Annotated in this window: 23 protein-coding genes; 11 read left to right on the forward strand and 12 right to left on the reverse strand. The window is 57.9% G+C overall.

What is annotated here, in order from left to right; genetic code table 11:
• Positions 1-21 precede the first annotated feature (21 nt).
• From HBH25_RS20525 to HBH25_RS20540, 4 genes are all read right to left on the reverse strand, one after another.
• Positions 22-1,374, reverse strand: coding sequence for an MFS transporter (locus HBH25_RS20525; protein ID WP_168085796.1), 1,353 nt, complete (start codon positions 1,372-1,374; stop codon positions 22-24).
• Between the two features lie 55 nt (positions 1,375-1,429).
• Complete coding sequence (locus HBH25_RS20530) at positions 1,430-2,350, reverse strand: SMP-30/gluconolactonase/LRE family protein (protein WP_168085797.1); 921 nt, start codon at positions 2,348-2,350, stop codon at positions 1,430-1,432.
• Positions 2,351-2,588: 238 nt separating this feature from the next.
• Positions 2,589-4,613, reverse strand: a complete 2,025-nt coding sequence (locus HBH25_RS20535; protein ID WP_168085798.1) for a hypothetical protein — start codon at positions 4,611-4,613, stop codon at positions 2,589-2,591.
• Positions 4,614-4,641: 28 nt separating this feature from the next.
• Positions 4,642-5,061, reverse strand: a complete 420-nt coding sequence (locus HBH25_RS20540; RefSeq protein WP_168085799.1) for a type III secretion system chaperone — start codon at positions 5,059-5,061, stop codon at positions 4,642-4,644.
• Positions 5,062-5,334: 273 nt separating this feature from the next.
• Here HBH25_RS20540 and HBH25_RS20545 point away from each other — a divergent pair, with 273 nt between their 5' ends.
• Together HBH25_RS20545 and HBH25_RS20550 are read left to right on the forward strand one after the other, a co-directional pair.
• Positions 5,335-7,848 (forward strand): hypothetical protein, encoded by a 2,514-nt coding sequence (locus HBH25_RS20545; protein ID WP_168085800.1) that lies wholly within the window; start codon positions 5,335-5,337, stop codon positions 7,846-7,848.
• Between the two features lie 165 nt (positions 7,849-8,013).
• On the forward strand, positions 8,014-8,454 hold the full coding sequence (locus HBH25_RS20550; protein ID WP_168085801.1) for a rhodanese-like domain-containing protein: 441 nt from the start codon (positions 8,014-8,016) through the stop codon (positions 8,452-8,454).
• A 13-nt stretch (positions 8,455-8,467) separates the two neighbouring features.
• Here HBH25_RS20550 and HBH25_RS20555 read toward each other — a convergent pair whose 3' ends face one another.
• The gene (locus HBH25_RS20555) at positions 8,468-9,808 is read right to left on the reverse strand and encodes an aminotransferase-like domain-containing protein (RefSeq protein WP_168085802.1); all 1,341 of its coding nucleotides are present in this window, start codon (positions 9,806-9,808) and stop codon (positions 8,468-8,470) included.
• Positions 9,809-10,357: 549 nt separating this feature from the next.
• On the opposite strand from HBH25_RS20555, the gene HBH25_RS20560 reads away from it, so the two are divergent.
• The 7 genes from HBH25_RS20560 (at position 10,358) to ampC (ending at position 16,178) form a co-directional block, all read left to right on the forward strand.
• Positions 10,358-11,062 carry a serine O-acetyltransferase gene (locus HBH25_RS20560; RefSeq protein ID WP_168085803.1) on the forward strand — a complete coding sequence of 235 codons (705 nt, stop codon included), beginning with the start codon at positions 10,358-10,360 and terminating at the stop codon, positions 11,060-11,062.
• A 5-nt stretch (positions 11,063-11,067) separates the two neighbouring features.
• Positions 11,068-11,853, forward strand: a complete 786-nt coding sequence (locus tag HBH25_RS20565; RefSeq protein WP_168085804.1) for an alanyl-tRNA editing protein — start codon at positions 11,068-11,070, stop codon at positions 11,851-11,853.
• A complete protein-coding gene (locus HBH25_RS20570; RefSeq protein WP_168085805.1) occupies positions 11,850-13,037 on the forward strand; it encodes an MFS transporter in 1,188 nt (395 codons plus the stop codon). Before HBH25_RS20565 ends, HBH25_RS20570 begins: the two co-directional genes overlap by 4 nt.
• Positions 13,038-13,052: 15 nt before the next feature.
• Positions 13,053-13,988, forward strand: coding sequence for a pyridoxal-phosphate dependent enzyme (locus HBH25_RS20575; RefSeq protein WP_168085806.1), 936 nt, complete (start codon positions 13,053-13,055; stop codon positions 13,986-13,988).
• Positions 13,989-14,179: 191 nt separating this feature from the next.
• Entirely contained in the window at positions 14,180-14,674 is a 495-nt protein-coding gene (locus HBH25_RS20580) for a M48 metallopeptidase family protein (RefSeq protein ID WP_168085807.1), read from the forward strand.
• A gap of 13 nt (positions 14,675-14,687) precedes the next feature.
• Complete coding sequence (locus tag HBH25_RS20585) at positions 14,688-14,984, forward strand: winged helix-turn-helix domain-containing protein (protein WP_168085808.1); 297 nt, start codon at positions 14,688-14,690, stop codon at positions 14,982-14,984.
• Between the two features lie 45 nt (positions 14,985-15,029).
• Complete coding sequence (gene ampC, locus HBH25_RS20590) at positions 15,030-16,178, forward strand: class C beta-lactamase (RefSeq protein ID WP_168085809.1); 1,149 nt, start codon at positions 15,030-15,032, stop codon at positions 16,176-16,178.
• A gap of 4 nt (positions 16,179-16,182) precedes the next feature.
• On the opposite strand, the gene cynR is transcribed toward ampC, so the two are convergent.
• A complete protein-coding gene (gene cynR / locus HBH25_RS20595) occupies positions 16,183-17,115 on the reverse strand; it encodes a transcriptional regulator CynR (protein WP_168085810.1) in 933 nt (310 codons plus the stop codon).
• Positions 17,116-17,181: 66 nt separating this feature from the next.
• Here cynR and cynS point away from each other — a divergent pair, with 66 nt between their 5' ends.
• The gene (gene cynS, locus HBH25_RS20600) at positions 17,182-17,649 is read left to right on the forward strand and encodes a cyanase (protein WP_168085811.1); all 468 of its coding nucleotides are present in this window, start codon (positions 17,182-17,184) and stop codon (positions 17,647-17,649) included.
• Between the two features lie 9 nt (positions 17,650-17,658).
• Positions 17,659-18,132, forward strand: coding sequence for a nuclear transport factor 2 family protein (locus tag HBH25_RS20605; protein WP_168085812.1), 474 nt, complete (start codon positions 17,659-17,661; stop codon positions 18,130-18,132).
• Between the two features lie 126 nt (positions 18,133-18,258).
• Here the strand turns inward: HBH25_RS20605 and HBH25_RS20610 are convergent, their stop codons facing one another.
• From HBH25_RS20610 to HBH25_RS20635, 6 genes are all read right to left on the reverse strand, one after another.
• Positions 18,259-19,632: a hypothetical protein gene (locus HBH25_RS20610; protein ID WP_168085813.1), complete on the reverse strand. Its 1,374-nt coding sequence runs from the start codon at positions 19,630-19,632 to the stop codon at positions 18,259-18,261.
• 762 nt (positions 19,633-20,394) lie between these two features.
• Complete coding sequence (locus HBH25_RS20615; RefSeq protein ID WP_168085814.1) at positions 20,395-21,723, reverse strand: MFS transporter; 1,329 nt, start codon at positions 21,721-21,723, stop codon at positions 20,395-20,397.
• A gap of 81 nt (positions 21,724-21,804) precedes the next feature.
• Positions 21,805-22,740, reverse strand: coding sequence for a hydroxymethylglutaryl-CoA lyase (locus HBH25_RS20620; RefSeq protein ID WP_168085815.1), 936 nt, complete (start codon positions 22,738-22,740; stop codon positions 21,805-21,807).
• Positions 22,737-23,927, reverse strand: coding sequence for a CaiB/BaiF CoA transferase family protein (locus tag HBH25_RS20625; RefSeq protein WP_168085816.1), 1,191 nt, complete (start codon positions 23,925-23,927; stop codon positions 22,737-22,739). Before HBH25_RS20625 ends, HBH25_RS20620 begins: the two co-directional genes overlap by 4 nt.
• A gap of 105 nt (positions 23,928-24,032) precedes the next feature.
• Positions 24,033-24,947, reverse strand: a complete 915-nt coding sequence (locus HBH25_RS20630) for a LysR family transcriptional regulator (RefSeq protein WP_168085817.1) — start codon at positions 24,945-24,947, stop codon at positions 24,033-24,035.
• 222 nt (positions 24,948-25,169) lie between these two features.
• On the reverse strand, positions 25,170-25,865 hold the full coding sequence (locus tag HBH25_RS20635) for a haloacid dehalogenase type II (protein WP_168085818.1): 696 nt from the start codon (positions 25,863-25,865) through the stop codon (positions 25,170-25,172).
• Positions 25,866-25,914 lie beyond the last annotated feature (49 nt).

Below are 25,914 nucleotides of genomic sequence, written 5' to 3' on the forward strand. Positions count from 1 at the left end.
GATACGTCACGTCTCTCGCCTTCACGGAGCCGCCACATTGCCCTTGGGCTGACGGGTGCCTGACATCACAGGCTGCTCGCGCGCCGGGTCTCCCAGCCACAGCATCAGGCATGTGCCCAGCAGCAATACCGCAGCCACCGCGTAGAACGGTGCGGAAAACGACTGCGTAGCATCCTTGATCATCCCGATCAGGAACGGCCCGGCGAACCCGCCTAGGTTGCCGATGGATACGATCAAGGCCAAGCCGCCCGCCGCCGCACGGCCCGTTAAAAACGTAGAAGGGATAGCCCAGAACGTGGCCTGGAACGCCAGAATGCTGGCTACCGTGCCCGCCAGGCAGGCGACCTTCAGCACCGGATCCTCAGCCAGGGCGGCGCCTACCAAGGCCAGCGCGGCGAACGCCAATGCGCCTACCACATAGGGCAGGCGCTGTTGCGACCGGTTGGCCAGGCGGGCCCACACCGTCATCGCAATCGCGCCCAGGATATAGGGCAGGGTGGCGACCAGCCCGACGGTGGCATTTGCCATGCCCAGGCTCTTGATGATCTGCGGCATCCATAGGCCGATGCCGATGGACCCTACGATGCAACAGAAGTTGATGGCGGCCAGCACGAACACCTTGGGGTTGGTCAGCGCGCCACGCAGGCTGCTGCCATGGGTTGCACTGATGGTGAGTTGCTCACGGCGCAGGCGGTCGGATAACCACGCCTTTTCGCGGTCTGTCAGCCACCGGGCCTTGGCCGGGTGGTCCACCAGCACGAACAGGCAGGCCAGCCCTAGTAACAGCGCTGGAAGCGCTTCGACCACCAGCAGAAACTGCCAGTTTTTCAGGCCCAGTACCCCGTGCATGTCCAGTAACCAGCCCGACAGCGGTGAGCCGAAGATATTGGCCGTGGGAATCCCCAGCAAAAATGCTGCAGTGGCTTTTGCGCGCCATTTGCCTGGAAACCAGTAGGTAAAGTACAGGTACACCCCTGGCGTAAAGCCGGCCTCAGCCAAGCCCAGCAAAAAGCGCATGATGCTGAAGCTCACCGGGCCTGTGGCGAACGCTGTGCCCATGGAGATCAGGCCCCAGGTGATCATGATGCGGGCGATCCAGATACGCGCCCCAAAGCGCTGCATTAGCAGGTTGCTGGGGATTTCAAACATAAAGTAGCCGATGAAGAACAGGCCCGCCGCCCAGCCGAACATCGTGGCCGTGAGGCCCAGGTCCTTGTTCATGCTGATGGCCGCGAACCCCACATTGGTGCGGTCCAGGTAGCTGATCACGTAGCACGCGAAGATAAAGGGCACGATGCGCAGCAGCACACGCCGTAGCACCTGCTCGCCTTCCTGGTCTGTCAGCGCGGGAAGTAGCGTCACGTCTTGGGTCATGGTCGACTCTCTTATGGTTATTGTCGAAACACGGGGCGTCAGCTGTGAGGAAACATCAGCTGTGGGAGAACATCGGCAGGCCCGCGACCGGGGCAGGTGCCTTCAATATCGAACCGGACTCGGATTCAGTGATGTAAAGCGTGGCATCACCAGGGCCGCCAAAGGCCAGGTTGGTGTTGCTGATGCCCTCGCACGACACCAGCCTGGCAACGGGCTCGGCTACCTTTGAAAGCCGCCATACCGACCCGAAACCGGTATGGGCTACGTACAGGTTGCTGTCTGCATCCAGGGCCAGGCCATCCGGGCCGCCCAGCCCGCCGTGCAGTTGGGCAAACAGGCCCACCTTGCCGATGATCGAGCCGTTGCCCAGGGGAATGCGCCACACCTGCTGGGCCCGTGTGACGGCGATCAGCAGGTGGTTGAGCGTCGGGTCGAACACAATGCCATTGGGGCTGGGCACGTTGTTGAGCAGGCAGGTGAGGGTGCCGCCGCTGTCCAGTTTGTACACCCGCCCGGAGGGGTCCTGCAGGCCGGTTTGCCCTTGGTCGGTGAAGTACAGGTCGCCTGTAGGGGAGAACACCAGGTCGTTTACGCCCTTGAAGCCTTCTGAACCCGCCGACTCCAGGTACGGCCTGATCTCACCGCTGCGTGCATCCAGCACCATGATGCCGCGCTTGTAATCGGTGATGAATAGTCGGCCGTCGCGGTGAATCTTCAGGCCATTAGGCCAGCCATCGTATTGGCAGATCAGGTCCCAATCGCCTGAAGGGCTGATTCTGAAGATCCGCCCGTAGGGGATGTCGGTGACATACAGGTTGCCGTCCCGGTCAAAAGAGGGGCCTTCGAGAAACGAATCGATCATTCGCCCTTGCCGGTTGGCATCTGCCCAAGCTGTACGGCGGGGCTGGCGGTAGCGGTCCGGTAGCCGGGTGAACACGGTTGTTTCAATGATGGGCGGGGCGGGAAAAAAGCTCATTGGCCTTCCTGGAGCCGCTGTCTCGCGGCGGTTTTTTGTATTTATGAAATGGCATTTCGAAATCTACACCAGGCATGACGCAAGTGCGAGATGGGGGCGGGCCGCCGGTCGAAAAGGGAGAGGTGAGCGCACGTGGGCGCCGGGGGAGGGAAGGTCCGTAAGGCCAGGGCGCTGAGCGTTGCGGCAAGTAACGCACCCGCTTCCTGGCTGTGGTTTTAATGGCTCATGGCAGCCGCACTTAATGCTGGGCGTGATCGCGTAGCTGGGCCGCCCGCTGCTCGGCCATCTGTGAGGATTCCGCGACCGTCTCCAGGTCCTGGTCAGCGGCAGGCTGCTGCCGTGGTCCGCTCATGCGCAAACTGTAGAACTGGTCAATGTAGGTGCGAATCTGGTGGGGCTGCAGCGGTGGCATTTGCCCATGTTTTTCGCCCATCAGGCGCCACGCAATAAAGTTGACCACGGACGCCACGGGTACCTGCATTCGCGCACCTGGGATCTTCGCTTTGTCGTGGTGCGATTCAACGATGTAATCCAGGCAGCCCTTGAATAACCCCTGTAGGCGGTTTTGCTGACCACGATCCAACAGGGCACCGTCTCCATCTTTGACCGGCAGGCAATACATCCCCGCCCAGCCGTGGTAGGCACTCACTGCTGCCTCCCGCTTGGTGAGGGCATCAGTGCCCTCGAACACCGCCATCTCCAAGCGGTCAGCCAGGGCCGGCTCCAGTTCGCCAGCACCGCCGTCCACGGGCGTGTTGGCGCCTCGGCGCAGCGCATTGGTGCCCATGAGAATAGTGACGTTGGAAAAATCCAGCAGGGTTTCAAGGGCGATGGCTTCCAGCTGTTTTCGGCTGGGGTCTGTAAGGCGCTTGATGCCATCCATGTCGTCGAGGTCGGCTTCGTCCAGCAGCAGGATCGGGTTGGTGCAATTGGCGCGGTTGAGCAGCAGGCCGATCTTGCCCATGGCATCGGTGTCGGCGGTGACGAATTCGTCCTGCTCCAGGGCGGACCACTCCTTGGCCATCAGGGCATTGATACCCCCGGCCTGTTTGTCTGGCATCACCAGGCTTTGTACTGGCAGGCCCAACAGCTCGGGCAACACATGCTCGGCATAGCGGCTCTTGCCCGTGCCGGGAGCACCTGCCAACATCATCATCTGCTTGTTCACCGAGGGTACTTCGGCCCAGCGGTGCCAGTCGTCGCTGTCTTTAAGGGTAAGCATGTTGAAGCCGGCGTCGGCCTTGTATTCGGGTGGCAGCTCACGTTCCAGGGAGCGCGCGGCAATGCCCAAGGTGAAGCCGCTGAGCTTGTCGCGCAGTTCCGGGGGGTAACGGTTCAACTGGTGCTGCATGCGGGCCAGCAGGTCAGCGCGGCCAGCGTCGGTTTTGACCGCCTGGACCTCCTGCGTTTTCATGGGCCGGCCAATCATGAAGTCCTGCCGCCAATGCATCATGCCTCGGATCAGCCCGTAATTGACCTTGTCGCCTTTTTTGGCCGCCGCAAAGGCCTGTAGCAGGAAGATATCGATCTTGCGGCAACTGGTCTGGATGTGTTCGGGCAGTGTCTTAAGGTAAGCCGCATTCTGCGCCTGGCGCCGCAGGTGGGTCTTTTCCAGGGCTTCGGGGTAGCTGAGCTTGGCCTTGGTGGTGACGGCCTCGCGCACGCCATTGAGCAGCTCCTTGCCTTCCTGGTATACCGGCGTGAGCATGCCCATGGCGGTCAGGCCCCGTGCAGTGCCCTGCTGGTCACGTGGTGCCTTGGCCTGGATCAGCGCATCCACTGCGGTGTAAGCCCCATATACGGCCACGCCAGCCACGGCCCCTCGGGCCAGCGCCTTGCCGGTTTCGGTTCCGGCTTTGTGCCAGTTGAAGCTGTTGGCCAGCACGTCATCCACATCTTGTTTAAGCGCGTGATCCAGCTCGCCATAGCTGGCGGCGGCCTGTGCCGGTGTAGCCGGGCGTTCAGCCAGCTCAAGATCGACTTCATCGCCTACCGGGCGATAGGAGGGTGCGTGCTGTCGCCCAATCGCCGGTAGCCATTGGCCCACGCTTGCGGCGGCGTCGCTCAGGCGTTGAATACTGCCGGTTATCAACTGAGCACCTACCCTGGAAGAGGGTGCTGCCAGCCGGCGAGTGCCGCTGGCCTCGGCGATGGGCTCGCTGGGTTCGGCACATGCGCCTATAAGGGGATGGCCAAGCTCAGTGTCATTGACCTCGGTAGGCTGGGCACGTACGAGGCGTGCCAGGTTAAAGGTGTAAGTCAAAACGCATCTCCTTGAATGAATACGGCTGTCACAACCGCAGGCCTTGGCTCGCCAAGTGCTGACGCGCGCTATTACGGCAGGCCGTCAATTCATTGATGGCAGCGTCAAGGGTTTCTATGTCCAGCTCGTGGGTTGAAAACCGCATCTGGAGATAGACCTGTGCGTGTCGGGGATGCATGGCCATAACAGGGCCTGCTGAGAGGCAGTTCAGGGCAAGTAAGGCCCGGTACAGTTTTGTTTCGTCCACACTGGTGGCGCCCAGCCGCCCGTGACTGCTCAAAGGCGTGTACAGGTGAAGGGCTTGCTGCGGCTCGCTCCATTCGAAATAAAGAGACGTGCCGTCCGCCAGGGCCATGCCGGCGCAGCCGTTGTTACCTAAGGCAAGGTTGCCGACGCGGTCACGCTGGCCCAGCGAGTGCAGCAGTTGGTTGATGGCTTTGATGCTCATGTGTCGTCCTGAATGGCCTAGAGGAAATAGGCAAAACCACGTGCACAACGGGCGTCTTCTACTTATTAATGAGAATTGTTACCGTTTGCGCGGTGTGTGTGGTCGGGATTCAGGGGTTGGTTCCAACCCCGTTGCCACAGCTTAAGCACGGGTGTTCCAGGCGTACCTAGCTAAGTCCCTGCGAAAGGGAAATGGAACTATATGTTATACAGTAACAACATAGGGGTGTTCGCTAACTGCATCTCATGCCCCTGTTGGCTGGAGTTCTCTGCCATGCGCCTCACCTCAAATACCGACTTCATTCAGCGGCTCAACCACCATATCGACCGCCCTGGCCAAGCCCCCCAGCTCACCCTCGAAGCCACCACCAGCTCGGGCGTTGCCCACACTGGCGAGGCCACCTTCGATCAGGTGCGAGGCTTTACCACCCTTGGGGCCCACTTGGGCACGGCCTTGGGTGCGGAATGGGCACGCAACCTTCACTCGCGACAGTTGGCCTTCGCGTTGGGCAAATTGATCAATGCTCGCCGGGCCGACCTTCAACGCCCTCGCCCTGTAAACGCTGCGACCAGGGCGTGCGGGCAGCAGCCCCTAGTGGAAGAAGGGCTTGATGCCCTTAATCGCAGCGTTGCCTTGGCTGAGGACATTCACCGGCTGCTTGAACAAGCGCCTCGGGATTGGCCGCTTCGTGGGGCGTGCGAGAGCGTTCTGCGAGGCGCAGACGACTTGCACGCCGTGTGGAAGGGCCCACAGGCCGCAGCCCCTGCGGCCCACGTGCATGAGGAAGGGCACAGCCACGGCCATGACCATGGTGGCGGCGCCATTGTGGTGGACGTGGACGAGGCCATCCATGGGCTTTATGCCGCGATCAGCTACCTGGTACAGGCCATGAAGGGGGGCGGCCAGGAAGTGGCCAAGCAATTCAGTGAAGAGGCACAGGCCCTGGCTCATGCCCCATTGGAATGGGTCAAAGAGCAGGGCACTCCACATGGCGTAGCCGATTTCGCCATGGGCGTCAGTGTCGGCGGGGCACTGTTGCCGTTTTCACTGCTGGCCATGAAAGCCGGTGTGGAAGAAATTCACGGCGCACGCCATGAGCACAAGCGTTTGGGTAAGCTCAAGGCGCAGTTGCTTGAACGCCTGGATCAACTCAAGCCTGTGCAGAGCGGTGGAACACAAGGTCCGGAAGGTATTCAGCGGTTGCAGGTGGAACAGCAATTGGACGCACTGGCTTTCTCCCAGCAGCAAAACGCCGATGGTGGGAAGGTGGGTGTGTTTTCGCTGTCCTCCGGCGCAGCCATCGCCGCCAAGGTAGGGCTGGAAACCGGGGCTAAGTCGGCGTTCATCGCAACCAGTGGTGCCGCGGGGCCAGCAGCGGCCACTGCTGCCGCCGGCATTGCCGGAACCTTTGCGCTTGGTCCGCTGGCCGCCGGCAGCGCCGTGGGCCTGGGCGCTTACATGGTGCACAAGTCAGCGGCCAAGGCCAAAGCATTCAGGGCTGAAAGGGAGGAAACACTCTGCGCCCATCAGGGCCTAAGTGAAGCGCAGCGCACAGGACCACTGAAGCACTACGGCGACTTTCTCGAACAAAAGCTCAACCAGCACCAGCGCTTCTACGACAACTACCGAGACTGGAACAAAGGCTTCCTGGCGGGCAGCGGCATCTATACGGCCGGCACCCTGGCCAAGGTGGGCATGGTAGCGGCCGTTGGGGCCGGTGCGGTGGCCCTGGCCGAACCCGCCACGCTTGGCACTGTGATCGCTTTGGGGGCCGTGGGTGGCGCAATGATGGGTGCCAGCTCCCACCAGTTTCTATCCGGGCACGGCCGCCATCACCGCTATGAAGGGTATTTCAAGAAAGACGACCTGGAGCTGGACCGCCACTTTCTTGCCAGCGCTGACCTGCTGTGCCTGAATGACACCCAGTCCGGGCCTTTGGCAGGCCTTGAGCTGCGGACCGATTTCCACCAGCACCTCTACCACCGCGAAGCCTGCCGCCAGGACCTGCTTGAGCGTATTTCCGGCGAAACCGGCAAACGCTTCACTGGCCGCTATACCTACACCGCTGATACCGAGGCTACACGGGAAAAGCGTGGGGAAAAGCCCGGCAAACGTGAGCGCGTCAAAGCCCAGCTTACCCAGCGCAAGGAAAACACCGCTGCCAGGCTGTCAGCGGCCAAAGCGTTTGGCAGCTCATTGGCAAGCGGTAGCGTTAAACGTGCAACTCAGGCAAGCCGCGACACTTGGAACGCGCAGCGTACCGCGCTCAGCAAAACCCATGTGGCGCAGTGGTTTGCCCAGAACGAGGCTGGCGAGCCAGGGAGCATGATGAAGGCCATGCTCGACCCGCATTTGGCCATGGTGCAAAAGCGGCTGGACATCAAACTGCGCACCTATGCTGCCGTCAAGGTGCAGGGGGAGGGGGGACTATCGCTGGAAGATGGTCGAAAACTACGCGATGTGCTGGTCGGCTTAGACAAGGACCTGGAGCAGGACGACCTGCTGTACCGGCAGTTGACGCACTTGCGCTACAGCCTCGACCAACCGGGAAATGAAGACCAGTGCAGTGAGCGGATCGGGCGCTTCATTGCGGTGCAAATGGGCAAGCCGTATGACGAGGCACCTGTACCGCTAGAGCAGCGCCATCGCGCATTGGCCCATCATCTGCTCGACGAGGCGCCCACACGCTACCGGGACCTGCGTGGCATGCTACTGGAAACGGAACTGGAAGCCACTCGCCTGCGTGGGCGCTTTCATAAGGCAATGACGGCTGAGCACAACGTTTAGCCGTTGGGCTGTCTGTGAAGCCGCGGCAGAGCACGTCCCGTCTGCCGCCGCCCTAGGTAAAGCCTATTGGCGTAAAACTACCGGTTAATGTCGAGTGAGCCTCTGCCTCACGGCATGCCACAACGCTAAGGTAATGCCACAGCCATGCCCAAGGAGCGCTGCACAATGCCTAGCCTGATTTCTCAAACTCCTGCCGCCTCACCGGCTGAAGCGTTCACGCACTTTAATAACCGTTTACGCTTTGAAAGCGATTGCTCGGATGTCTACCACAGCCAGCAGGCGGGCGACATTGATTACGTGCTAGCTGATGTGCGCAACCCTGCAGCCTTTGCAGCGGGGCACGTGCCGGGGGCTATCAACCTGCCTACCCGAACCCTTACGGCCGAGCGCCTGTCCGCGTTCCCGGGCGACACGCTGTTTGTCGTGTACTGCGCCGGGCCCCATTGCAATGGCGTACACAAGGCCGCCGTGCGGTTGGCACAGCTGGGGTACGCGGTGAAGGAAATGATCGGCGGCGTGACCGGCTGGCTGGACGAAGGGCTCCCATTGGCACGTGACAGCGACAGTGGGCGCACTTCCGGTACTGGGGTGGCGTGCGATTGTTGAGTGCGTATAGCGATCACACTGAGAAGTGTTTCTCTAGCGTATCGGAGAAATACGTGCAATTGATACGCGTAAAACGCCGGTGATCTAGCGTCACTGAGAACGCCGAACCTGGCATTAACAGGATGTTTTTTTGCTCCAGTTTCTTTATGAAGCACTGCAAGTCAGGAAGGTCGGGATGATAGGCCCAGATAAACATTCCGCTCTCCGGAGTAATATCGAATCGCCAGCCGTTTGTGCGTAATAGCCGCTGCGTCTGCGTCTGGTGCATGATCAGCTTCTGTTGAACCTCTTTCATATGCCCTACGTAGGTGCCATCGGCCAAAATAGTATTGATAAACCGTTCGCAAAACGCTGGAACCGCGACACAGGTTAATAGCTTCAAGCGCGTTAGCGGCTCTATGAGAGTTTGTGAACAGGCTATGTAGCCCACCCGTAATGATGCAGAAAGGCATTTAGAGAAACTGCCGATATAAATGACGCGCTCCAAATTGTCCAATTCGGCAAAGGTTCGACGAACGACGGGACTAAAATCGCCATACACATCGTCTTCGACAACCAGAAAATCATGCTTGGCGGCAAGGCACAAGACTTTGAAAGCATTGCCGGGGCTGATGTTGCCGCCGGTGGGGTTATGAAAAGTACTATTGCAGAAAAAAGCTTTGATTTCGTGTCCAGCTAGGTACCTTTCCATCTCGGAGGTGTCTGGGCCGTCTGGAGTCCGCGGTACTCCCACTACATGCCCTCCGGCCAACCGGATCAGCTTGATCAGGTTGCCATTGCCTGGCTCGTCTACGAATACGTGATCTCCCGGTTGGATCAATAACCGTGTAACAAGGTCCAAAGCCTGTGTTGCTCCTACGGTTGTAAGCACTTGGCTTGGTTGGATATCAATACGGGTGACACGTTTCAAGTAAACGCATAGCTGCCTGCGCAACGGTAAATATCCGGAGACGTCACCGTAATCGGCCAGCGAGCGCTGCTCCAACCGCGCCGTACGACGAATGGCCTTGGCTAGTAGTTCGGAGTCACGCCAAGCAGGCGGTAGCCATCCGCATCCCAGTTTCAAGTAATGCGCCTCTCCTTGTAAAAGTTTAAAGAGCGGATCGCTGATCATGCATTCGGTTGTGCGCACGTCAGGGAGTAGCCCTGACCCTCTGCTCACGTAATAGCCTCGGCCAGGGTGGGCCTCAAGCATGCCTTCACTTACCAGGCGAGCATAGGCCGACACGACATTGTGATAGCTTACCCGCGCTGCTGAGACAACCTGCCTTATAGATGGCATGCGTTGTCCGGGCGACCACTCGCCTGCTTTTAGGCGTTGCTCAAGCTCGTTATGAAAGGTTTTCGAGGTCATTGAGGCTTCTAGCTCTTCACAGAATAAAAGGGTGCAACAACGTTCACGGTCCGGATAACACATAGGGCTGTAGCTAAGATGCTCCAGGCCTTCATATCCTCCACCTTTGCTTACCAAGGGGGGCAAACAGGCGCGGAGCTCCTTGGACAAAGCCGCCGCTGTTACGCCAGGTAGGAGATTGGTGAGGGAGTACGGCAGCCGCAGCCTTCATGGATGGCCTGATGTACAAAAACGTATAGAGCAGACCAGAGGTTGAAGCCCCGAGTGGGTGTTTGAATTCGTAGCTTTTTGCCATTAAGGAAGCCCTGTCATAGATAGCTGATTACTCTACTGATTCTGACAGCTAGCGCGACACTAAAGGGTTTCAACGGATTTCAGGAAAAGCAGGGGAATTGATAGAAAAATAATCTAACAGTTAGCGGTAAATCATGTTAACTGTGCGCCCGCTTTGAGCATGCAAGTGGAATAATGGATTTGCTGGTGCTCACATCAAAGAATGCATATTCAGAATAAATCGCGATTGGAAAACTGATCGAGTTGCTAATTACTATGGAAATAAAATCAGACTTGACCTGGGCGCGTCCTGCAACGCCCGACCAAGATTCACTCCAGTTAGTGAAAAACCTCATCGCTGCTGCCTTGCTGGAGTGCTGCTCAATTGATGAACTGAACGCGCTTAAAAAAACACCCCTTATTGAGTGCGTTGCCGAGCAGGCTAACGAAGACTTACTTGCATTCGCGCGTAAGGACCCTGCGGCGGGTTGTGATCCGATCTTCATTGCAAGGACGTATACATCTTATGCAGCAGTGATGCATTATCGATTAGCCCGCTGGATATACCTCAATGCAGCGAAACGCTCCACGCCACTCATGCGTTCGCTAGCTGCCATTGTCTCCAAGCGGGGAAAAATGCTTTCCGGTGCAGAAATTCATTTCCATAGTAGCATCGGCGCTCGATTGATTATCGACCATGGCGTTGGCACCGTGATTGGCGAAACCTGCACGATTGGCGCGGACTGTTACATTCTCGGAGGTGTCACCCTGGGTGCCCGGGGTATAGGTACGAATGCATTGGCCCTGCGCCACCCTCAACTTGGCAGTCGAGTGCAAATAGGCGCGTTTTCAAGTGTGCTAGGTTGCATAAGCGTTGGCGATGATGCATTCATAGGGCCTGGGTGTATTATTACAGAAAATGTTCCAGCCAAAGCTCGCGTACAGCTAAAAACATCTTTACAGGTCTTGATTCCGGAATAAATCATATGGCTATAAAAAGTAAAGTGCTGCGTAATACGGAAAAGCTGTATTATAAAGATCAATATCTGATGTCTACTATCACTGAAGTGGTACGTGTATACCCAGAGGCTATTGAGCTTGCCAGTACAGTCGCTTATCCAGAAGGAGGAGGGCAAGAGGCTGATTTTGGTACTATTACCCTACCTATTGGCACCGTACGATTTATCTGGGTCAAGAAGCTTTATGGTTCCCCAATCCAGCTGAAAGGATTTAAAGGGGGTAAAGTTGGCGGAATCATACTTCATATGATTCACCCCGATGACCTCTATCTACTTGCCCATGTTACAGAAGGCATGAGCGCCGGAGTCAAAATCGACATCATACGCCGTGAGTGGTTGACACTATCCCACAGTGCCAGCCACTTCCTGTATGCCGCAGCCGTTAGTCTTCGTGAGGACCTAAAACAGTGGACCATTGGCTGCCACATAAAAGAAGATTCCGCACGTTTTGATTTCATGGTTCAGGAAGTATTCTGCGCTGACGATATTGCTGAGGTGGAGCGCAAGGCAAATGAATGGATTTTCTGCAATGGAGTGATTGAAAATCATGCGGTTCAAGGTATTGAAGACGCACGTCTCTGGAAGTATCAAGGTATCGAGATACCTTGCGGGGGTACGCACCTAGATCGCCCCCGTTTGATCGGCGCTTTGAGCGTGCATAGAAAGCGTTTAGGCAAAGGAAAGGAAAGGCTGACTTGTAAGTTCCCCTACGCCGAAATCGACTTGTCTCTTTATCACGAGACGTCGGTATGAAAAATGAGTTGCCCCGCTATACGTACCTGTACTTCGTTGCCCAATCCATCAATCTGACAACTGCAGTTATGTCAGTCACAATGGCCGCTATAGTCGGCTCAACCCTAGCACCTGTAGCCGCACTGTCGACAGTACCGTACGGCTTCCAGTTTCTTTTCTTGCTACTGGCTACATACCCAGCTTCCAGGTTGATGAGCAGGATAGGAAGAAAAAAGACTTTCATACTTGGCGCTATACCCTTGGCAGGGTCAGGGTTCATTGGTTTTTGGGCAGTGGAAAATAAAAATTTCGCGATGCTGGTATTGAGCCATTCAGCACTTGGAATATACATAGCAGTCGCGAATTTCAGTCGTTTCGCTGCAGCTGATAACCTTAATCCGAGCTTGAAGCCCAAGGCCATTTCCTTGGTGGTGGCCGGCGGTATCATTGCTGCTGTGGTGGGGCCGACACTTACCGAACTGTTCAGGGAGGTTGGGGGTTATTCCCTCTTTTCCCTATGCTATGCCTCTTTTATAGGCTTGGCCTTTTTATCGTCGTTGGTCGCCACTTTTTTACCTAAAAAAGTTGTGGTAGCTGTATTTCAGAGAGAAAGTGGCAAGGCCGCCGCCTTACAGGCACCCTTGACAACGCGAGAAATTGGGATAGCCATAGCAGTTGCAGGGCTAGGTTACGGGGTAATGAATTTGCTTATGATACAGTCTTCCCTACATATGAGGGGCATGGGCGAAGATTTTTCAAATATTCGTATTTCGATTCAGTGGCATGTATTAGCCATGTTTTTGCCTTCGTTTTTTTCTGGTTCAATAATTCATAAATTTGGAGAAAAAATAACCCTTTGTGCAGGGTTGGTCATGCTTGTAGGTTGCACATTAATTAATATAGGATCAAGTACTTACATCATGATGGTGTCATCGCTAATCATACTGGGATTTGGTTGGAATCTTACTTATATTGGCGGCGGTGCCATGCTTGCGCGGCCCCTTATGGATTTATCTGCGGCTACGAAGATGCAAGGTAAGAGCGATTTAGCCATCGCGATATGCGCGACAGTAGGGGCTTTTACGCCCTCGTTATTATTCGATATCTTGGGTTGGGAAGGGACCAATATCCTTTGCATGGCGCTGTGTATTGTATTGTTGTGGGGCACCATTAAGTTGCTAAAAAATAATCATTCGCCGGGTTGATAGGTTGAGAAAAACATGAGCAAACTTGTTAGGGTTGGCGATAGAATTTTTACTAAGCTGGAAATGAATAATCCCGGAGGGAGTCATAAGTATCGTGCTGCCAGCCTTATCATCGAAGCAGCAGTACTTAGTGGTGAAATTACCCCGGGCCTGACAACTGTCATTGAGAAAACTGGAGGTAACTTTGGGCTTGGTTTGGTAGCCGCCTGCTTTAAATACAACGTTTTGGTAGAGCTGGCGGTAGGTTTGGGCTGCAACAAAAATAAAAGGGAGCTACTGGAGTGCTTTGGCGCAAAGCTGATCGGTTTGGACATGCTAGCCGCCGGAGCATCACCAAAAGACGTAGTTCACCATCACCTTAAGAATCAGGCTGAGATGGGAAAGTCTTACTACTATACGGATCAATTCAATAACCATGCTGGTGTCGAAGCCCATCGCTACCATACTGCCGCTGAACTCGCTCATCAACTTACAGAAGCAGGTGCTGGGAAAAAACTGCTGTTTGTTGGTTGCGCAGGCACTGGTGCAAGCTTTACTGGGCTTACGCTCGGCCTTAAAGACCACGGGTTTGACGTTAGCACTGTTCTCGTCGATCCCTCAGGCTGTGATTCAAAAACAGGCATTTTCCTGCAGCATCGTCTGGAAGGGGCTGCCGTGGGCGTATGTCCACCTTTTCTGGACTGGGCTCTGGTAGATAGCCGAAGTTATGTTGAGCGTGACGAGATGCTGGCGGCACAACGCTGGTTCTATATGCAAAGCGGAATCTTTGTTGGAAATACTGCCGCTGCATGCCTATCAGCGGCCCTACGTTTGGCCGCTGTCAAACATAATAAAGAGACCTCTCTGGTAACAATTGCCTATGATACTGGACTATGGTATCGGGATTTACAAAACTCTTTAGCGGCCAGCGCTGCAGACAGAGAACTATCGGGTTGTGGGCAAACGTTGTGAGTCCCCAAGGAAAATCTGGATCTGGCCCCTGATTATTTCACTAGACACTTGGATAATTGTAGTTGCGTGATGGCCAAAGAGGGTAGGTGCGGATAGGGTCCGCCAATACAGACCCTGCAAGCGAAGGCGACTGCAACCCCTGAGACACCTGAGATACACTAGCACCTCCTATCTCCAACCCCATTGCCGCCATGCCCCCGCTTAAATACCTGCAAGCCTATCCCGCCGCCCTGCAAGCCCAGGTGCGCCAGCTGATCGACCAGCAACGCCTAGGTGATTACCTGCAACAGCGCTATCCCGAGCGGCACGAGGTACAAAGCGACAAGGCGTTGTATGGCTATGTGCTGGACATCAAACAGGCGCACCTGCGCAACGCGCCAAGCCCCGACAAGGTGCTGTTCGATAACCGTCTGGACCTCACCCATCGCGCCCTTGGGCTGAACACGGCCATCTCCCGTGTTCAGGGCGGCAAGCTCAAGGCCAAGAAAGAAATTCGTATTGCCGCCTTGTTCAAGGAGGCCGCACCACAGTTTCTGAAAATGATTGTGGTGCATGAGCTGGCGCACCTGAAGGAATCCGACCACAACAAGGCGTTCTACCAGCTCTGTGAACACATGCAGCCTGGCTACCACCAGCTGGAATTCGACCTGCGGGTCTACCTTACCTGGCGTGACCTCGCCACCTGACCGGACGTTGCCCATGGATGCCAGTAAAACCCGCACCAGTTTCTATCGCCGCCTGTACGTGGCTTACCTGATTGACAGTGGCATAGCGAGCAGCATCCCTGCGCTCACAGAGGTAACGGGCATGCCGAGGCGCACCGCCCAGGACACCTTGGCTGCCCTGGCAGAGCTGGATATCGTGTGTGAATTCGAGCAGGCTCAGGGCGCGCGCAATCACAGCGGCTGCTACCGAATCCGTGACTGGGGCGCCATCGACCGGAGCTGGGTCGAGCACAACCTGGATAGGTTGAAGGCCGTGCTGCAGTACCCTTGAAAGCGCCTCAGTGCCTGGCCTGAACCCTTTGGAGCAGCTTTGTGTATGAACCGTTTTCTGCTATTGACGCTAATGTTCCTAGCGCCGCTTTCCGCGGGCGCAGCCCCGCCTGACATCGATACCCAGGTCACAGCCATCGCTCGTGCGCTCATCAAGGCTCAAGACTTGCCAGGGCTCGCCATAGGCCTCAGCGGGCCGGGGACCGCCCGCCGGTTTTACTACTTCGGCGTAGCTGACCGCCGTAGCGGCCAGCCCGTGGAGGCCAATACCCTATTTGAAATTGGCTCCTTGAGCAAAACCTACGCCGCTACGCTGGGTGCCTATGCAGCGGTAACCGGCCACCTGCGACTGGAGGCGCCCGCAGCGCAGGTGAATCCTGCCTTGGCAAAAAGCCCCATTGGCAGCGCCACGTTACTGCAATTGGCAACCTACAGTGCTGGGGGGCTTCCCTTGCAGTTTCCTCAAGGCATTGATAATGAGCGCCAGGCCACTGCGTTCTACAAGGGTTTCCAACCGCTGTTTCCTATAGGAAGCCAACGCCTGTATTCCAATCCCAGCATCGGCCTGTTTGGGGCCTTGGCTGCACAACGCTTGAACGCGCCTTATGCCCAGGCGTTGCAACGCAGGGTGCTCACACCATTGAAGCTGGAGCACACCTACCTTCAAGTGCCAGCAGCCGCCCAAAACCATTACGCCTGGGGGCACGGCAAACAGGATGAACCCCTGCGCGTGAACCCGGGCGTCTATTCCGAGCAAGCGTATGGCATCAAGACCACGGCAGGTGACCTGCTGAGCTTTGTAGACGCCAACCTTGACCCAGGCGCGTTGCCATCGCCTCTGGCCCAGGCGATGCTTACCACCCAGCAGGGGTATTATCGCAGTGGCCCCATGACGCAAGGCCTGGGATGGGAAAGCTATGATTACCCGCTACCCAAGGCCACGTTGCTCGCCGGCAACACGCCTGCCATGGCCCTGGAACCCCGGCGGGTCGACTGGCTGCCATCGCCGGTATCAACGCACCACGCTCGCTTGTTCAACAAGACAGGCTCTACCAATGGCTTCGGGGCCTATGCGCTGTTTGTACCGACACGCCGGGTCGCCGTGGTGATATTGGCCAACCGCAATTATCCCATTGCTGCACGGGTGGATGCGGCTTACGACTTACTTGAGCTGATGGATAAACCTTCCAGGTGAAACGCTACCGTCGGGGTAGGCTTTGCCCAAGCGTCACCCATTCATCGAGCAGTTTCGCAAAGGCCGCCGCAGCCGTGCTTTGGTAGGCGCCTTTTCTGCGTAACAGCGCCACGGTGCGGCTCGGAAGCGGTGGGAGGGTAGCCATAGTGCGCAAACCGGTTTGATTACGCACTATGGCCTCAGGAAGGATGGTCACCAGGCGGCCTTGCTTGACCACCTTAAGCACGATGGCAATGGAATCGGCTTGCAGCAAAACCTGTGGTTTGAACGCAAGCGCCTGGCACCAGGCATCTATCAACGTGCGCGTGGCAAAGCCCTTTGCCAACAAGGCAAATCGCAAGGGTGGCAGGTCATTGGAGGCTAGCGGGAGGCTCACCCGTGGGTAGGCGTCAGCGGCCACCAAGCACAGGTGCTCCTGGAACAACGGCTGGCTATCGATGTCAGTGTGCTGATCCAGCGTAAACCCTATCGCCAGGTCGAGCGCATTGCCGACCAAGGCCTCTGTAATCTGCTCAAGTGACAGTTCCATAAGGGTGATGGCAACCCCAGGGTACAAAGCATTGAAGCGGTCAATCAATGGCGCTACCAGGTATTCGCTGAAGGTGGGCGTCACACCCAGGCGCAGCTGGCCCTTGGACAGGTCGCTGACATCCAGCATCGCACGGCTGCCGGCGTCCAGCTCCAAAAGGGCACGGCGCGCGTGCTCCAGGTACACGCGCCCTGCATCAGTGGGGACAACGGCTCGCCCACTGCGATCAAACAGCACAACGCCCAGGTTGCTTTCCAGTTGCCGAACCTGTTGCGAAAGGGCCGGCTGAGACACATGCAACGCCTCGGCGGCACGGGTGAAATTGCCATGATCTGCAACGGCCAGGAGGTAACGCACATGACGCAACAGCACCGCTTCACCATAAGGTAGGGTTATTGAAGCCATCATAAACGAGTCTTGGCTATTATAAAGCGCAAGCGAGATGCTGTATCCAACGCCCTTAGGAGAATGGACATGCCCCACAGCGACAGCTCCAGTTCGCCACGTGACACCCTTACCCAAAACGTTTTGCAAGCCAAGGCTGCGAAAAACCTTACCTGGGCTTCCCTAGCCGAGGGCACGGGGTTAAGCGTGGTCTACGTGACCGCCGCCTTGCTTGGCAAGCACCCCTTGCCGCACGCCGTTGCCGAAGTAGTAGTAGAGCGGCTTGGGCTGGAGGCCGACGCCGTGGGCCAACTGCAAACCCTACCGATGCGCAGCAATGCTGAAGACGTGTCCAGTGACCCGACCATTTACCGCTTTCACGAAATGATTCAGGTGTACGGCACCACCCTCAAAGCCCTGGTGCATGAAGAATTCGGGGATGGCATCATCAGCGCGATCAATTTCAAGCTGGATATCAAGAAGGTCGAAGACCCGGAAGGCGGGGCGCGTGCCGTGATCACCCTGGACGGCAAATTCCTGCCGTACAAACCATTCTGAGGGCGAGACATGACAGAAGAAAAACGCTTGCCGTTGCCACCCTTTACGCTAGAGAGCGCCATCCAGAAAGTGCGGGGCGCTGAGGACGGGTGGAATTCACGGGATGCCGCCAAGGTGGCCCTGGCGTATACACCGGACACCTACTGGCGCAACCGTAGCGAATTCATCAACGGCCGTGCCGAGGCTCAAGCCTTCCTTGAGCGCAAGTGGCGCAAGGAACTGGACTACCGGTTGATCAAGGAACTGTGGGCCTTTACGGATAACCGTATTGCCGTGCGGTATGCCTATGAATGGCATGATGACTCGGGCAACTGGTTCCGCTCTTACGGTAACGAAAACTGGGAGTTCGCCGCTAACGGGCTTATGCAGCGGCGCTTTGCATGCATCAACGACCTGCCGATCACCGAGGCCGAGCGCAAGTACCACTGGCCGTTGGGGCGGCGCCCGGATGACCATCCTGGCTTGAGCGACCTAGGCCTTTAACGGGCTTTACCTGCCGCGCGCATTGCGGCAGCCATGGAGGCAGCCCGTTTATTAGGCTGACCCAGCTCTGGATAGACAATACATAAGCGTTCCAGGCGGGTCAGCGTCTTGCTTTAAGGCATGAGCCTATACCTCTTCGCGTGGCAATAACTCGAATGAACGCCGGTTTAGCTGGGGAGGTAACGCCACAGCGTCTCTGCGCTGCTGTTTCATGGCAGTACGCGGCATTGCCCCTTTGGCGCGTGGGCCAGATAGCTCTCCCGCCCCAAAGTCGACCACCCCGGACCCGCTGACACCTACAGGTTGTTGGTGGAACCGCTTGTGGATCATGTCAGCCGCCGGCTTCTTGTAATGGTTAGTGACAATGGAGGCCGCTGGCCACAGCCCCAGTACCGGTAACATAACCACAGCCCCCCCTAGTTGAGTCAGCGCCAGCCTGCTCGCCGTTGAATAGTTTTGAAGCGCAAGAGACGTGGCGATCTTGGTCTTGGCAATAAAGATCGAGGCGATGCCGCCTGCTAATGGGACGGCTTCGGCCACCAGGTTTTCCAGAGTGAATACCGCCTGCAAAGCGCTAGTGCCATCGGTCATGATGTCGATCGGTACTTTCGAGGCCCGTACCAGGGCATTTTTGGCCTGATGGTTCAGGCTGGTCTTCTCCAACTGATCCAGGCGGTCAATGAAGTCACGTCGGCTTAACAGCGCTGAAAAATCGGCTATCCCGTTTTTATGGGCAAAATGGCCTAGCCCCAGGTAGGCACCGGCGCCCGCCATCATGCCGCCAGCAGCCGCCACGCCTGTGTCAATCTTGGACACGGTGGCTTCACTTAGCACAAGCGATGCAAGCGGGGATATGAAGATGCGGGCCACGTTGCGCGCGGTATAGCTGATTTGGAAGGACAAAGCGGCCTGGCCTACCTTCTTGCCCAAGCCAATCTCGGCATCAAGGTTCTCCACGGCCTTTTGCATGGCTGTGGACATTTCACCTTGGTGGTGAACGATATGCACCTTATTGGCTTCTGGGTCATAACTGAGCGAAGGGGTTTGGTCCGCTTTGTTGATACGTAACCAGTAGGCATCGTGTATTGCCCGGCTTAAGGCTTCACCACCGGCCGTGTCGAAGATCGCGCTGATGCTACCTACGATGTAACCCTTGGTAAAGGTGTCTGTCACTAGAGCGCCGCCACTGAGGGCAGGCACCAAGTCGGTTAGCGCGCTCGCTATGGCAAAAGGCGTGGACTTGGCCGCTCCTACAGTCGCATCAGCCCACTCATCCAGTTTCTTGCCCTTCTGTTCCAGTGTTTCCAAGCGGTTGCCCGTGTAACCGTGCTCAGTCAACTCGATGATGCGATTGGCGACATCATCGTCGAAGGCAGGTAGATCCACATCTTCTGACGCGGTGCGCCAGCGGTTGTAAGCATGATCAACAGTGCTACGCACGCCATCGAAGCGTTCACGGTCGGCTTCGCTCAGTGCTCGCCCTGCCCGAAACGCTTCCAATTTGATTTGGGCGTCTGCCGTACGCGCGCGCGCGGCTAAAGAGGTTCCAGTAGCCCCAACATGCCTGGCAGGCTGTGGCACAGATGTACCCTCAAGGCGAGGTGGCGTTTCTGTCGCGGCTGGTGTGTGAGAAACCTCACGTTCTGGCTTAAAGAATGTACGGCCAGCAAAAGGCTGTGAAAACGAATGGGGGTTGCGGTAATTCATAAGTGTTCGCTCACTGGGTTGTTGCTTTGTCTATTCCTGAGCAGCAGGCGGGGACAGGTAGCCTGAGTGCTGGCAGGTTGTAAAAATAGCCGTGAGGTGTCCCTGGGCAAGTGCATAGGCACAAACGTGTTGCCCAGGCGTTACGGCATTGATGAAGGCATCGCTCCATTAGCGGCCGTCGGCTGACCAGTTTGTGAGCTGGCTGTCAGTGCGTCGGTGTAGTTGGCCCGGACCTGAGGGGTCGTGATCGAATCCAATGGATAGGCCTGTACAGGGTGGGCGAGGAGAAGCCTATTGCTATTTATCAGCCTGTGATCAGTCACTGTCATGTTGGAAAATCTCGTCCGTTAGAAGTCCCTGTATGGCGATTTCCGCGAACCGGTTCCCATTTTTCGAGTATTTTCATGAGGCTTTCATAAAACTATGCTGTGCCCCCTTCAAGGTGAGGCCGTAAGCACATGCGTCTTGCTGGACGTTCGGCTAGCCCCCGCCTAGGGTGCGGCTGGCAAGCTCAGGGCAGCGCACGGCAAGCCGCCCTGGTCAAAAATTGCGCTGCTATCGGTGGTCCAGCGACCTCAACGCCTGCGGCAACCCCCACATCAGCAGGGCGCCGGCCAGCAGGCACGTGCCACCGATCACATACAGCGCCGGTGTTGTGCTGCCTGTGAGGTCCTTGATGTAACCCACCATCACGGGGCTGACGATACCGCCGAACTGGCCCAGGGTATTGATCAGCGCGATGCCGCCGGCCGCCCCTGCGCCTGCACCGGCCAACAGCTTAGGGGGCAGGGCCCAGAAGGCTGGGATAGAGGCAATGATGCCGCTGCCCAGCAGCGCCAGCGACACAGTCAGCAACACCGTATGGCTGGCGAACACGCCAGCGCTGAAGAAGCCCAAGGCGCCCATCACCACCAAGCCGCCTACGAATTTGCGCCGTTCGCCGGTCGCGTCGGATAACCGCCCAACCACTACCATGGTGACGGCGCCGAAAATGTAAGGGATGGCGGTCAATAACCCAATGACCGTGGGGCTTTCTGTGCCGGCGCTGCGAATCAGTTGGGGGGCCCAGAAGTTAAGCCCATAGGAGGCCACCTGAATCAGAAAGTAGATCAAGCCCAGCATCAGAAAGCCTGGGAGTTTGACGGCTGACAGCAACGAGCCGTGCTGCTGGGGGGCGTGGTCGCTGATACGGCTGGCCAGGTAGGCTTTTTCGGTGTCGGTCAACCAGTGGGCATCTGCGATGCGGTCCTTGAGGGTAAACAGCACCAGCAGGCCCAACCCCAGGCAGGGCAGACCACCGAGCAGGAACAGCCAGTGCCAGCCGCGCAGGGCCAGTAAGCCGTCCATATGGCCCAGCACCAGCCCCGACACCGGCGCACCGATCAGGCCGGCGAAGGCGGAGGCCAGGAACAGCGTGGAGGTAATGCGGCCGCGGTAATGCTGGGGAAACCACAGGGTCAGGTAATAGAGCACACCTGGGGCAAAACCAGCCTCCATGGCCCCGATCAAAAAGCGCAGCGCGTAGAACTGCCACTCTGCGGTAACAAAGACCATCAGTGCCGTAGCGACGCCCCAAGACATCATGATGCGCGCTATCCAACGCCGGGCGCCCACCTTGTACAGCATGATATTGCTCGGCACTTCGAACAGTACATAACCCACCACAAACAGCCCTGCGCCCAGCCCGTAGGCGGTATTGCTCAGGCCCAGGTCAGCTTGCAGCTGGAACTTGGCAAAGCTGATGTTGATGCGGTCGAAGAAGGCGAACAGGTAGCAGACCATGATCAGCGGCATCAGGCGCCATGCCACTTTTGCGATCAGTGCTTTCTCATTATCGGCCACAGCAGCGGCGCCACGGCCTTCTGAAACTAGAGATGCGGACATGGGTGTTCTCCAGGCGAGCCCCCGGTGGGCTGCTCTATTTTTGTTGTTGTCTGGTAGGCGGCCGTGGCCGCCTGGCCCCGCTCACGCCACTGCTGACGGCAGCGGGTGAAGGTCTTGATTGCGCCCGGCCTTTGCCACTTGCCCTGGCATGTCATGGCCGAGCAAGGCGGGCAGGGTGCGGGAGAGTTCGATCAGGTGCGGCAAGTCGATGCCCGTCTCGATGCCCATTTCGTCGCACAGGTTCACCAGGTCTTCAGTACAGATGTTGCCAGACGCGCCCGGTGCAAACGGGCAACCGCCCAGCCCCCCCAGGGAGGCATCGAACCGCCGGGCGCCTGCCTCGTATGCCGCCAGCACGTTGCTCAGGCCCAGGCCACGGGTATTGTGGAAATGCAGGGTCAATGCCGCTGAGGGCAGTTGCTTGAGCACCTGCTTAACCAACCGGTACACCTGGCGCGGGTTCGCCATGCCGGTGGTGTCGGCCAGGGTCACGCCCTGTAGGCCCAAGGCCTGGTAGGCGTCGATCAGGCGCAGCACTACGGTTTCGTCGATGGGCCCTTCGAACGGGCAACCGAAGGTGGTGGCGACGGTGCCATTAAGGCGCGTTCCCTGGGCCTTCGCCAAGGCCACTACCTCTGCAAACCCTGTCATCGACTGCTCTCGGGTCATGCGCATGTTGGCCAGGTTATGGCTCTGGCTGGCCGAAAGCACCAGGTTCAGCTCGTCTGCCTTGGCGTAAAGCGCCCGTTGCGCGCCCTTCAGGTTGGGGATCAGCGCCACATAAACAACGCCTGGCCGGCGTGTGATGCCTTGAAACACCGCCTCACCGTCGCGCAGGGCCGGAATGGCCTTGGGCGACACAAAGGCCCCGGCCTCGATCCGGGTGAAGCCGGCCAGTGAAAGTTGGTCGATCAGCCTGATCTTGTCTGCAGTGTCCACCCAGGTTGGTTCGATTTGCAGGCCGTCCCGCGGTGCGACTTCCTGGATAACAATGCGCTCTGAATAATCGGTGATCATTGCACAACCCCTTCGTCTTTCAGCCGCTGGATAACGCTGTCGCTCAGGCCCAATTCGGCCAGTACAGCCTGTGTATGCTGCCCCAGGGTCGGCCCCTGCCAATTCACGACGCCTGGTGTGGCCGACAGCTTAGGTACGATGCCGGGCATTTTCACCGCCGCACCGCCCGGTAATTCGGTGTCCAGGATCATGCCCCTGGCCTGGTAGTGGGGGTCGGCCACGATGTCGGCCACCGAGTAGATACGCCCAGCAGGCACTTGTGCCAGTTCCAAGGCCTCAAGCACCTGGGTGATGGGGCGCTTGGCGCTCCATTCGCTGATGGCCTGGTCCAGCAGGTCGCTCTCTTGGGCGCGGCCATCGTTGTGAGCGAAGGCCGGGCGCTCGGCAAGGTCGGGGCGGCCAATGGCGGTCATCAAGCGCTTGAAAATCGGGTCACTGTTGCCCGCGATCACCACGTAGCCACCGTCTGCCGTGGGGTAGGTATTGGAAGGCGCGATGCCGGGCAAGGCGCCACCACTGCGCTCGCGTACGTGCCCCAGCATGGCGTATTCGGGTACCAGGCTTTCCATGACGTTGAACACGCTCTCGGCCAGGGACACGTCAACGACCTGGCCGTCGCCTTGGCCGCTCTTTACCCGTAGCAAGGACATCAGTGCGCCCATCACCGCATGCATGGAGGCCAGCGAGTCACCCAGGCTCACGCCCACACGGGCAGGGGGCGTATCGGGGTTGCCGGTGGTGTAGCGAATACCGCCCATGGCTTCGCCGATGGCACCAAAGCCAGGCCGGTCGCGGTAGGGGCCGGACTGGCCGTAGCCAGAGATGCGTACCAGGGTCAGCTTGGGGTTCAGCGCATGCAATACATCCCAGGCCAGGCCCAGCTTTTCCAAGGCGCCAGGGCGCAGGTTTTCGATCAGCACATCAGCGCTTTCAGCCAAGTGCTTGACGATCTCGATGCCTTCGGCCGATTTGAGGTTCAGTGCCAGGGATTTCTTGTTTCGCGATTGCAGGTACCACCAGAGTGAGGTGCCTTCGTGCAGCTTTCGCCACTTGCGAAGGGGATCGCCTTGGCCGAGGGCTTCGATCTTGATCACCTCGGCCCCGAACTCGGCCATCATGCGTGCGGCGAAGGGGGCCGCTATAAGCGTGCCGATTTCAATCACACGGATACCGCTCAGTGCAGTCATGGCGCAACCTCGATGGTTCTTGGAATTTGACCCAAGCCTAGAGGTTTCTACGCGCAAGGTGCCAACCGTGCATTGGAAAAAGGCGTTCGCGCTTTGCGAACGCTCTCAAAGAGGTTGCGGTGATTGCAGGTGGTCGAACAGCAGGCGGCTCACCGGTGACAGGCCATTGCGCTCCCGGGCTATCAACATCAGGGTGCGGTGGGCCCAGGGGTCACTCAGCGCCACCACCGTCAGCCCCAGGCCTTGGCCGAACAGCTCATAGGCCCTGAGCGGCAACACCCCGATGCCCATGTTGGCTTGGACCATGCGGCACACGGCATCGAACCCCGGTACGTGAATGCGCACTCGTAGGGGTGTACCCAGCGCTCTGGCGGCTGCGTGAGCCCGCTGATTGATTGAACTGGCCTCGTGCAGGCCGATGTGGTCGTACGCCAGGGTGTCGGCAAAGGCCACCTGGGTGTGATGGGCCAACGGGTGATCGCCGCGCATGACCACCGCCAGCCGATCAGTGCGATACGGCACACTGCACAGGCCCTGGGTGTCGCTGTCCATGGAACAGATACCCAGGTCGGCCACGCCATCGATGATCCCGTCCACAACGCCGTTGCTAGGTCGCTCCTCCAGGTCGACCTTCACCTGGTCATGGGTTGACACGAAGCGGTGCAGGTCCTCTGGCAGAAACTCGATAATGGCCGAAAGGTTGGCCAACATGCGCACATACCCCCTCAGGCCTTGAAGGTGCTCGCCAACTTCGATGCCCACTTTGTCTACCTCGGCCAGCATGCGACGCGCGTGGTGCAGCAGTGTTTCTCCGGCAGCGGTCAGCGCCATGCCCTTGGCGGTACGCGAGAACAGGGCGATACCCAGGGCGCCCTCCAATTCCATCAAGCGCTTGCTGGCGGCCGACACCGCAATGGCCTCACGCGACGCTGCACGGGTGAGCGTGCCTTCCTCGTGAACCGCGACGAAAAGCTGGAGGGTGAGCAGGTCCAAGCGCCGGATCAGCTGGCTGTGAAGCATAGGGTCAACTCTGAGGGAACCAAATAGGAGGGCCTCACCACCTAGTGGGCAGACACGGTTGTGTGCCTTACCACCACCTAAACATGAGGTGCATCATGAAAAAGGTAAGCATTGTAGTGTTCTCTGTGCTGATGGCCTGTGCTGGCGCCAGTTACGCGGACGGGCCCCATAGTGGTATTGGCCAGTGCCCGAAAATCATCTGTGGCTAGCCTGGGCACAGGCTCATGGCGTTAGCAGTGCTGGCAGCCCGGACAGGTCTTTCAAGACAGCATCAGGCTGCCAGTCCGCATTGAGCGGTTCGCCCTTGCGGTTAATCCACACGCAGCGGATGCCCAGCTCCTTACACACTTTCAAGTCCGAGAACTGGCCCATGGCGACATGGACCGTTTGCTCTTTGGTAACCCCCATCACTTCATGTGCATGAAGGAACAGTCGGTGGTCGGGTTTGTACGCTTGTGCCTGCTCTGCCGTAATCACAAAGTCGATAGGCGTACCCAAAGCGCTCACCGTGCCGGCGATCAGTTGGTCAGTGGTGTTACTGATGATCGCGACCTGGTAACGCTCTCGCAGGCAAGCCAGCACATCGGGCACCTCCGGGTGAGGGGGGATCCTGCCTAGGATTGCCAGCAGGGTGTTCATGTCCTGGGCCGTGGCCGTGTGCCCGGCTTCCTCAAGCGCCTGCTCAAGGCCCGTACACAGTACATTGTCATAGGTACAAAACGGGGACTGCTGCTGGCGCTCGACTGTGATCGCCCGTAGCCGATCAGCTAATGCCAAAGCTTGCGCGTGTGGAGGCGTGGCTCCCTGGTGCCTTTCAAGAAGGGCAGCGGCGGCCTGTTGCACGGCATGGTGCCATTGAACCAGGGTACCGTAGCAGTCGAAGGTAATGATCTTGGGCGGGGGGGCAAGCGTTAGCATCCAGCGTCTCCAGGGTGTAATAGGCAGGAAGGCCCTGTACTGGATAACC

The sequence above is a fragment of the Pseudomonas quercus genome, assembly GCF_012033695.1.
Classification (GTDB): Bacteria; Pseudomonadota; Gammaproteobacteria; order Pseudomonadales; family Pseudomonadaceae; genus Aquipseudomonas; species Aquipseudomonas quercus.

Excerpts from the sequence above, each read along its gene's own strand:
- HBH25_RS20525 (WP_168085796.1), bottom strand. The coding sequence starts at position 1,374 with ATGACCCAAGACGTGACGCTACTTCCCGCGCTGACAGACCAGGAAGGC.
- HBH25_RS20530 (WP_168085797.1), bottom strand. The coding sequence starts at position 2,350 with ATGAGCTTTTTTCCCGCCCCGCCCATCATTGAAACAACCGTGTTCACC.
- HBH25_RS20540 (WP_168085799.1), bottom strand. The coding sequence starts at position 5,061 with ATGAGCATCAAAGCCATCAACCAACTGCTGCACTCGCTGGGCCAGCGT.
- HBH25_RS20545 (WP_168085800.1), top strand. The coding sequence starts at position 5,335 with ATGCGCCTCACCTCAAATACCGACTTCATTCAGCGGCTCAACCACCAT.
- HBH25_RS20550 (WP_168085801.1), top strand. The coding sequence starts at position 8,014 with ATGCCTAGCCTGATTTCTCAAACTCCTGCCGCCTCACCGGCTGAAGCG.
- HBH25_RS20555 (WP_168085802.1), bottom strand. The coding sequence starts at position 9,808 with ATGACCTCGAAAACCTTTCATAACGAGCTTGAGCAACGCCTAAAAGCA.
- HBH25_RS20560 (WP_168085803.1), top strand. The coding sequence starts at position 10,358 with ATGGAAATAAAATCAGACTTGACCTGGGCGCGTCCTGCAACGCCCGAC.
- HBH25_RS20565 (WP_168085804.1), top strand. The coding sequence starts at position 11,068 with ATGGCTATAAAAAGTAAAGTGCTGCGTAATACGGAAAAGCTGTATTAT.
- HBH25_RS20570 (WP_168085805.1), top strand. The coding sequence starts at position 11,850 with ATGAAAAATGAGTTGCCCCGCTATACGTACCTGTACTTCGTTGCCCAA.
- HBH25_RS20575 (WP_168085806.1), top strand. The coding sequence starts at position 13,053 with ATGAGCAAACTTGTTAGGGTTGGCGATAGAATTTTTACTAAGCTGGAA.
- HBH25_RS20580 (WP_168085807.1), top strand. The coding sequence starts at position 14,180 with ATGCCCCCGCTTAAATACCTGCAAGCCTATCCCGCCGCCCTGCAAGCC.
- HBH25_RS20585 (WP_168085808.1), top strand. The coding sequence starts at position 14,688 with ATGGATGCCAGTAAAACCCGCACCAGTTTCTATCGCCGCCTGTACGTG.
- ampC (WP_168085809.1), top strand. The coding sequence starts at position 15,030 with ATGAACCGTTTTCTGCTATTGACGCTAATGTTCCTAGCGCCGCTTTCC.
- cynR (WP_168085810.1), bottom strand. The coding sequence starts at position 17,115 with ATGATGGCTTCAATAACCCTACCTTATGGTGAAGCGGTGCTGTTGCGT.
- cynS (WP_168085811.1), top strand. The coding sequence starts at position 17,182 with ATGCCCCACAGCGACAGCTCCAGTTCGCCACGTGACACCCTTACCCAA.
- HBH25_RS20605 (WP_168085812.1), top strand. The coding sequence starts at position 17,659 with ATGACAGAAGAAAAACGCTTGCCGTTGCCACCCTTTACGCTAGAGAGC.
- HBH25_RS20615 (WP_168085814.1), bottom strand. The coding sequence starts at position 21,723 with ATGTCCGCATCTCTAGTTTCAGAAGGCCGTGGCGCCGCTGCTGTGGCC.
- HBH25_RS20620 (WP_168085815.1), bottom strand. The coding sequence starts at position 22,740 with ATGATCACCGATTATTCAGAGCGCATTGTTATCCAGGAAGTCGCACCG.
- HBH25_RS20625 (WP_168085816.1), bottom strand. The coding sequence starts at position 23,927 with ATGACTGCACTGAGCGGTATCCGTGTGATTGAAATCGGCACGCTTATA.
- HBH25_RS20630 (WP_168085817.1), bottom strand. The coding sequence starts at position 24,947 with ATGCTTCACAGCCAGCTGATCCGGCGCTTGGACCTGCTCACCCTCCAG.
- HBH25_RS20635 (WP_168085818.1), bottom strand. The coding sequence starts at position 25,865 with ATGCTAACGCTTGCCCCCCCGCCCAAGATCATTACCTTCGACTGCTAC.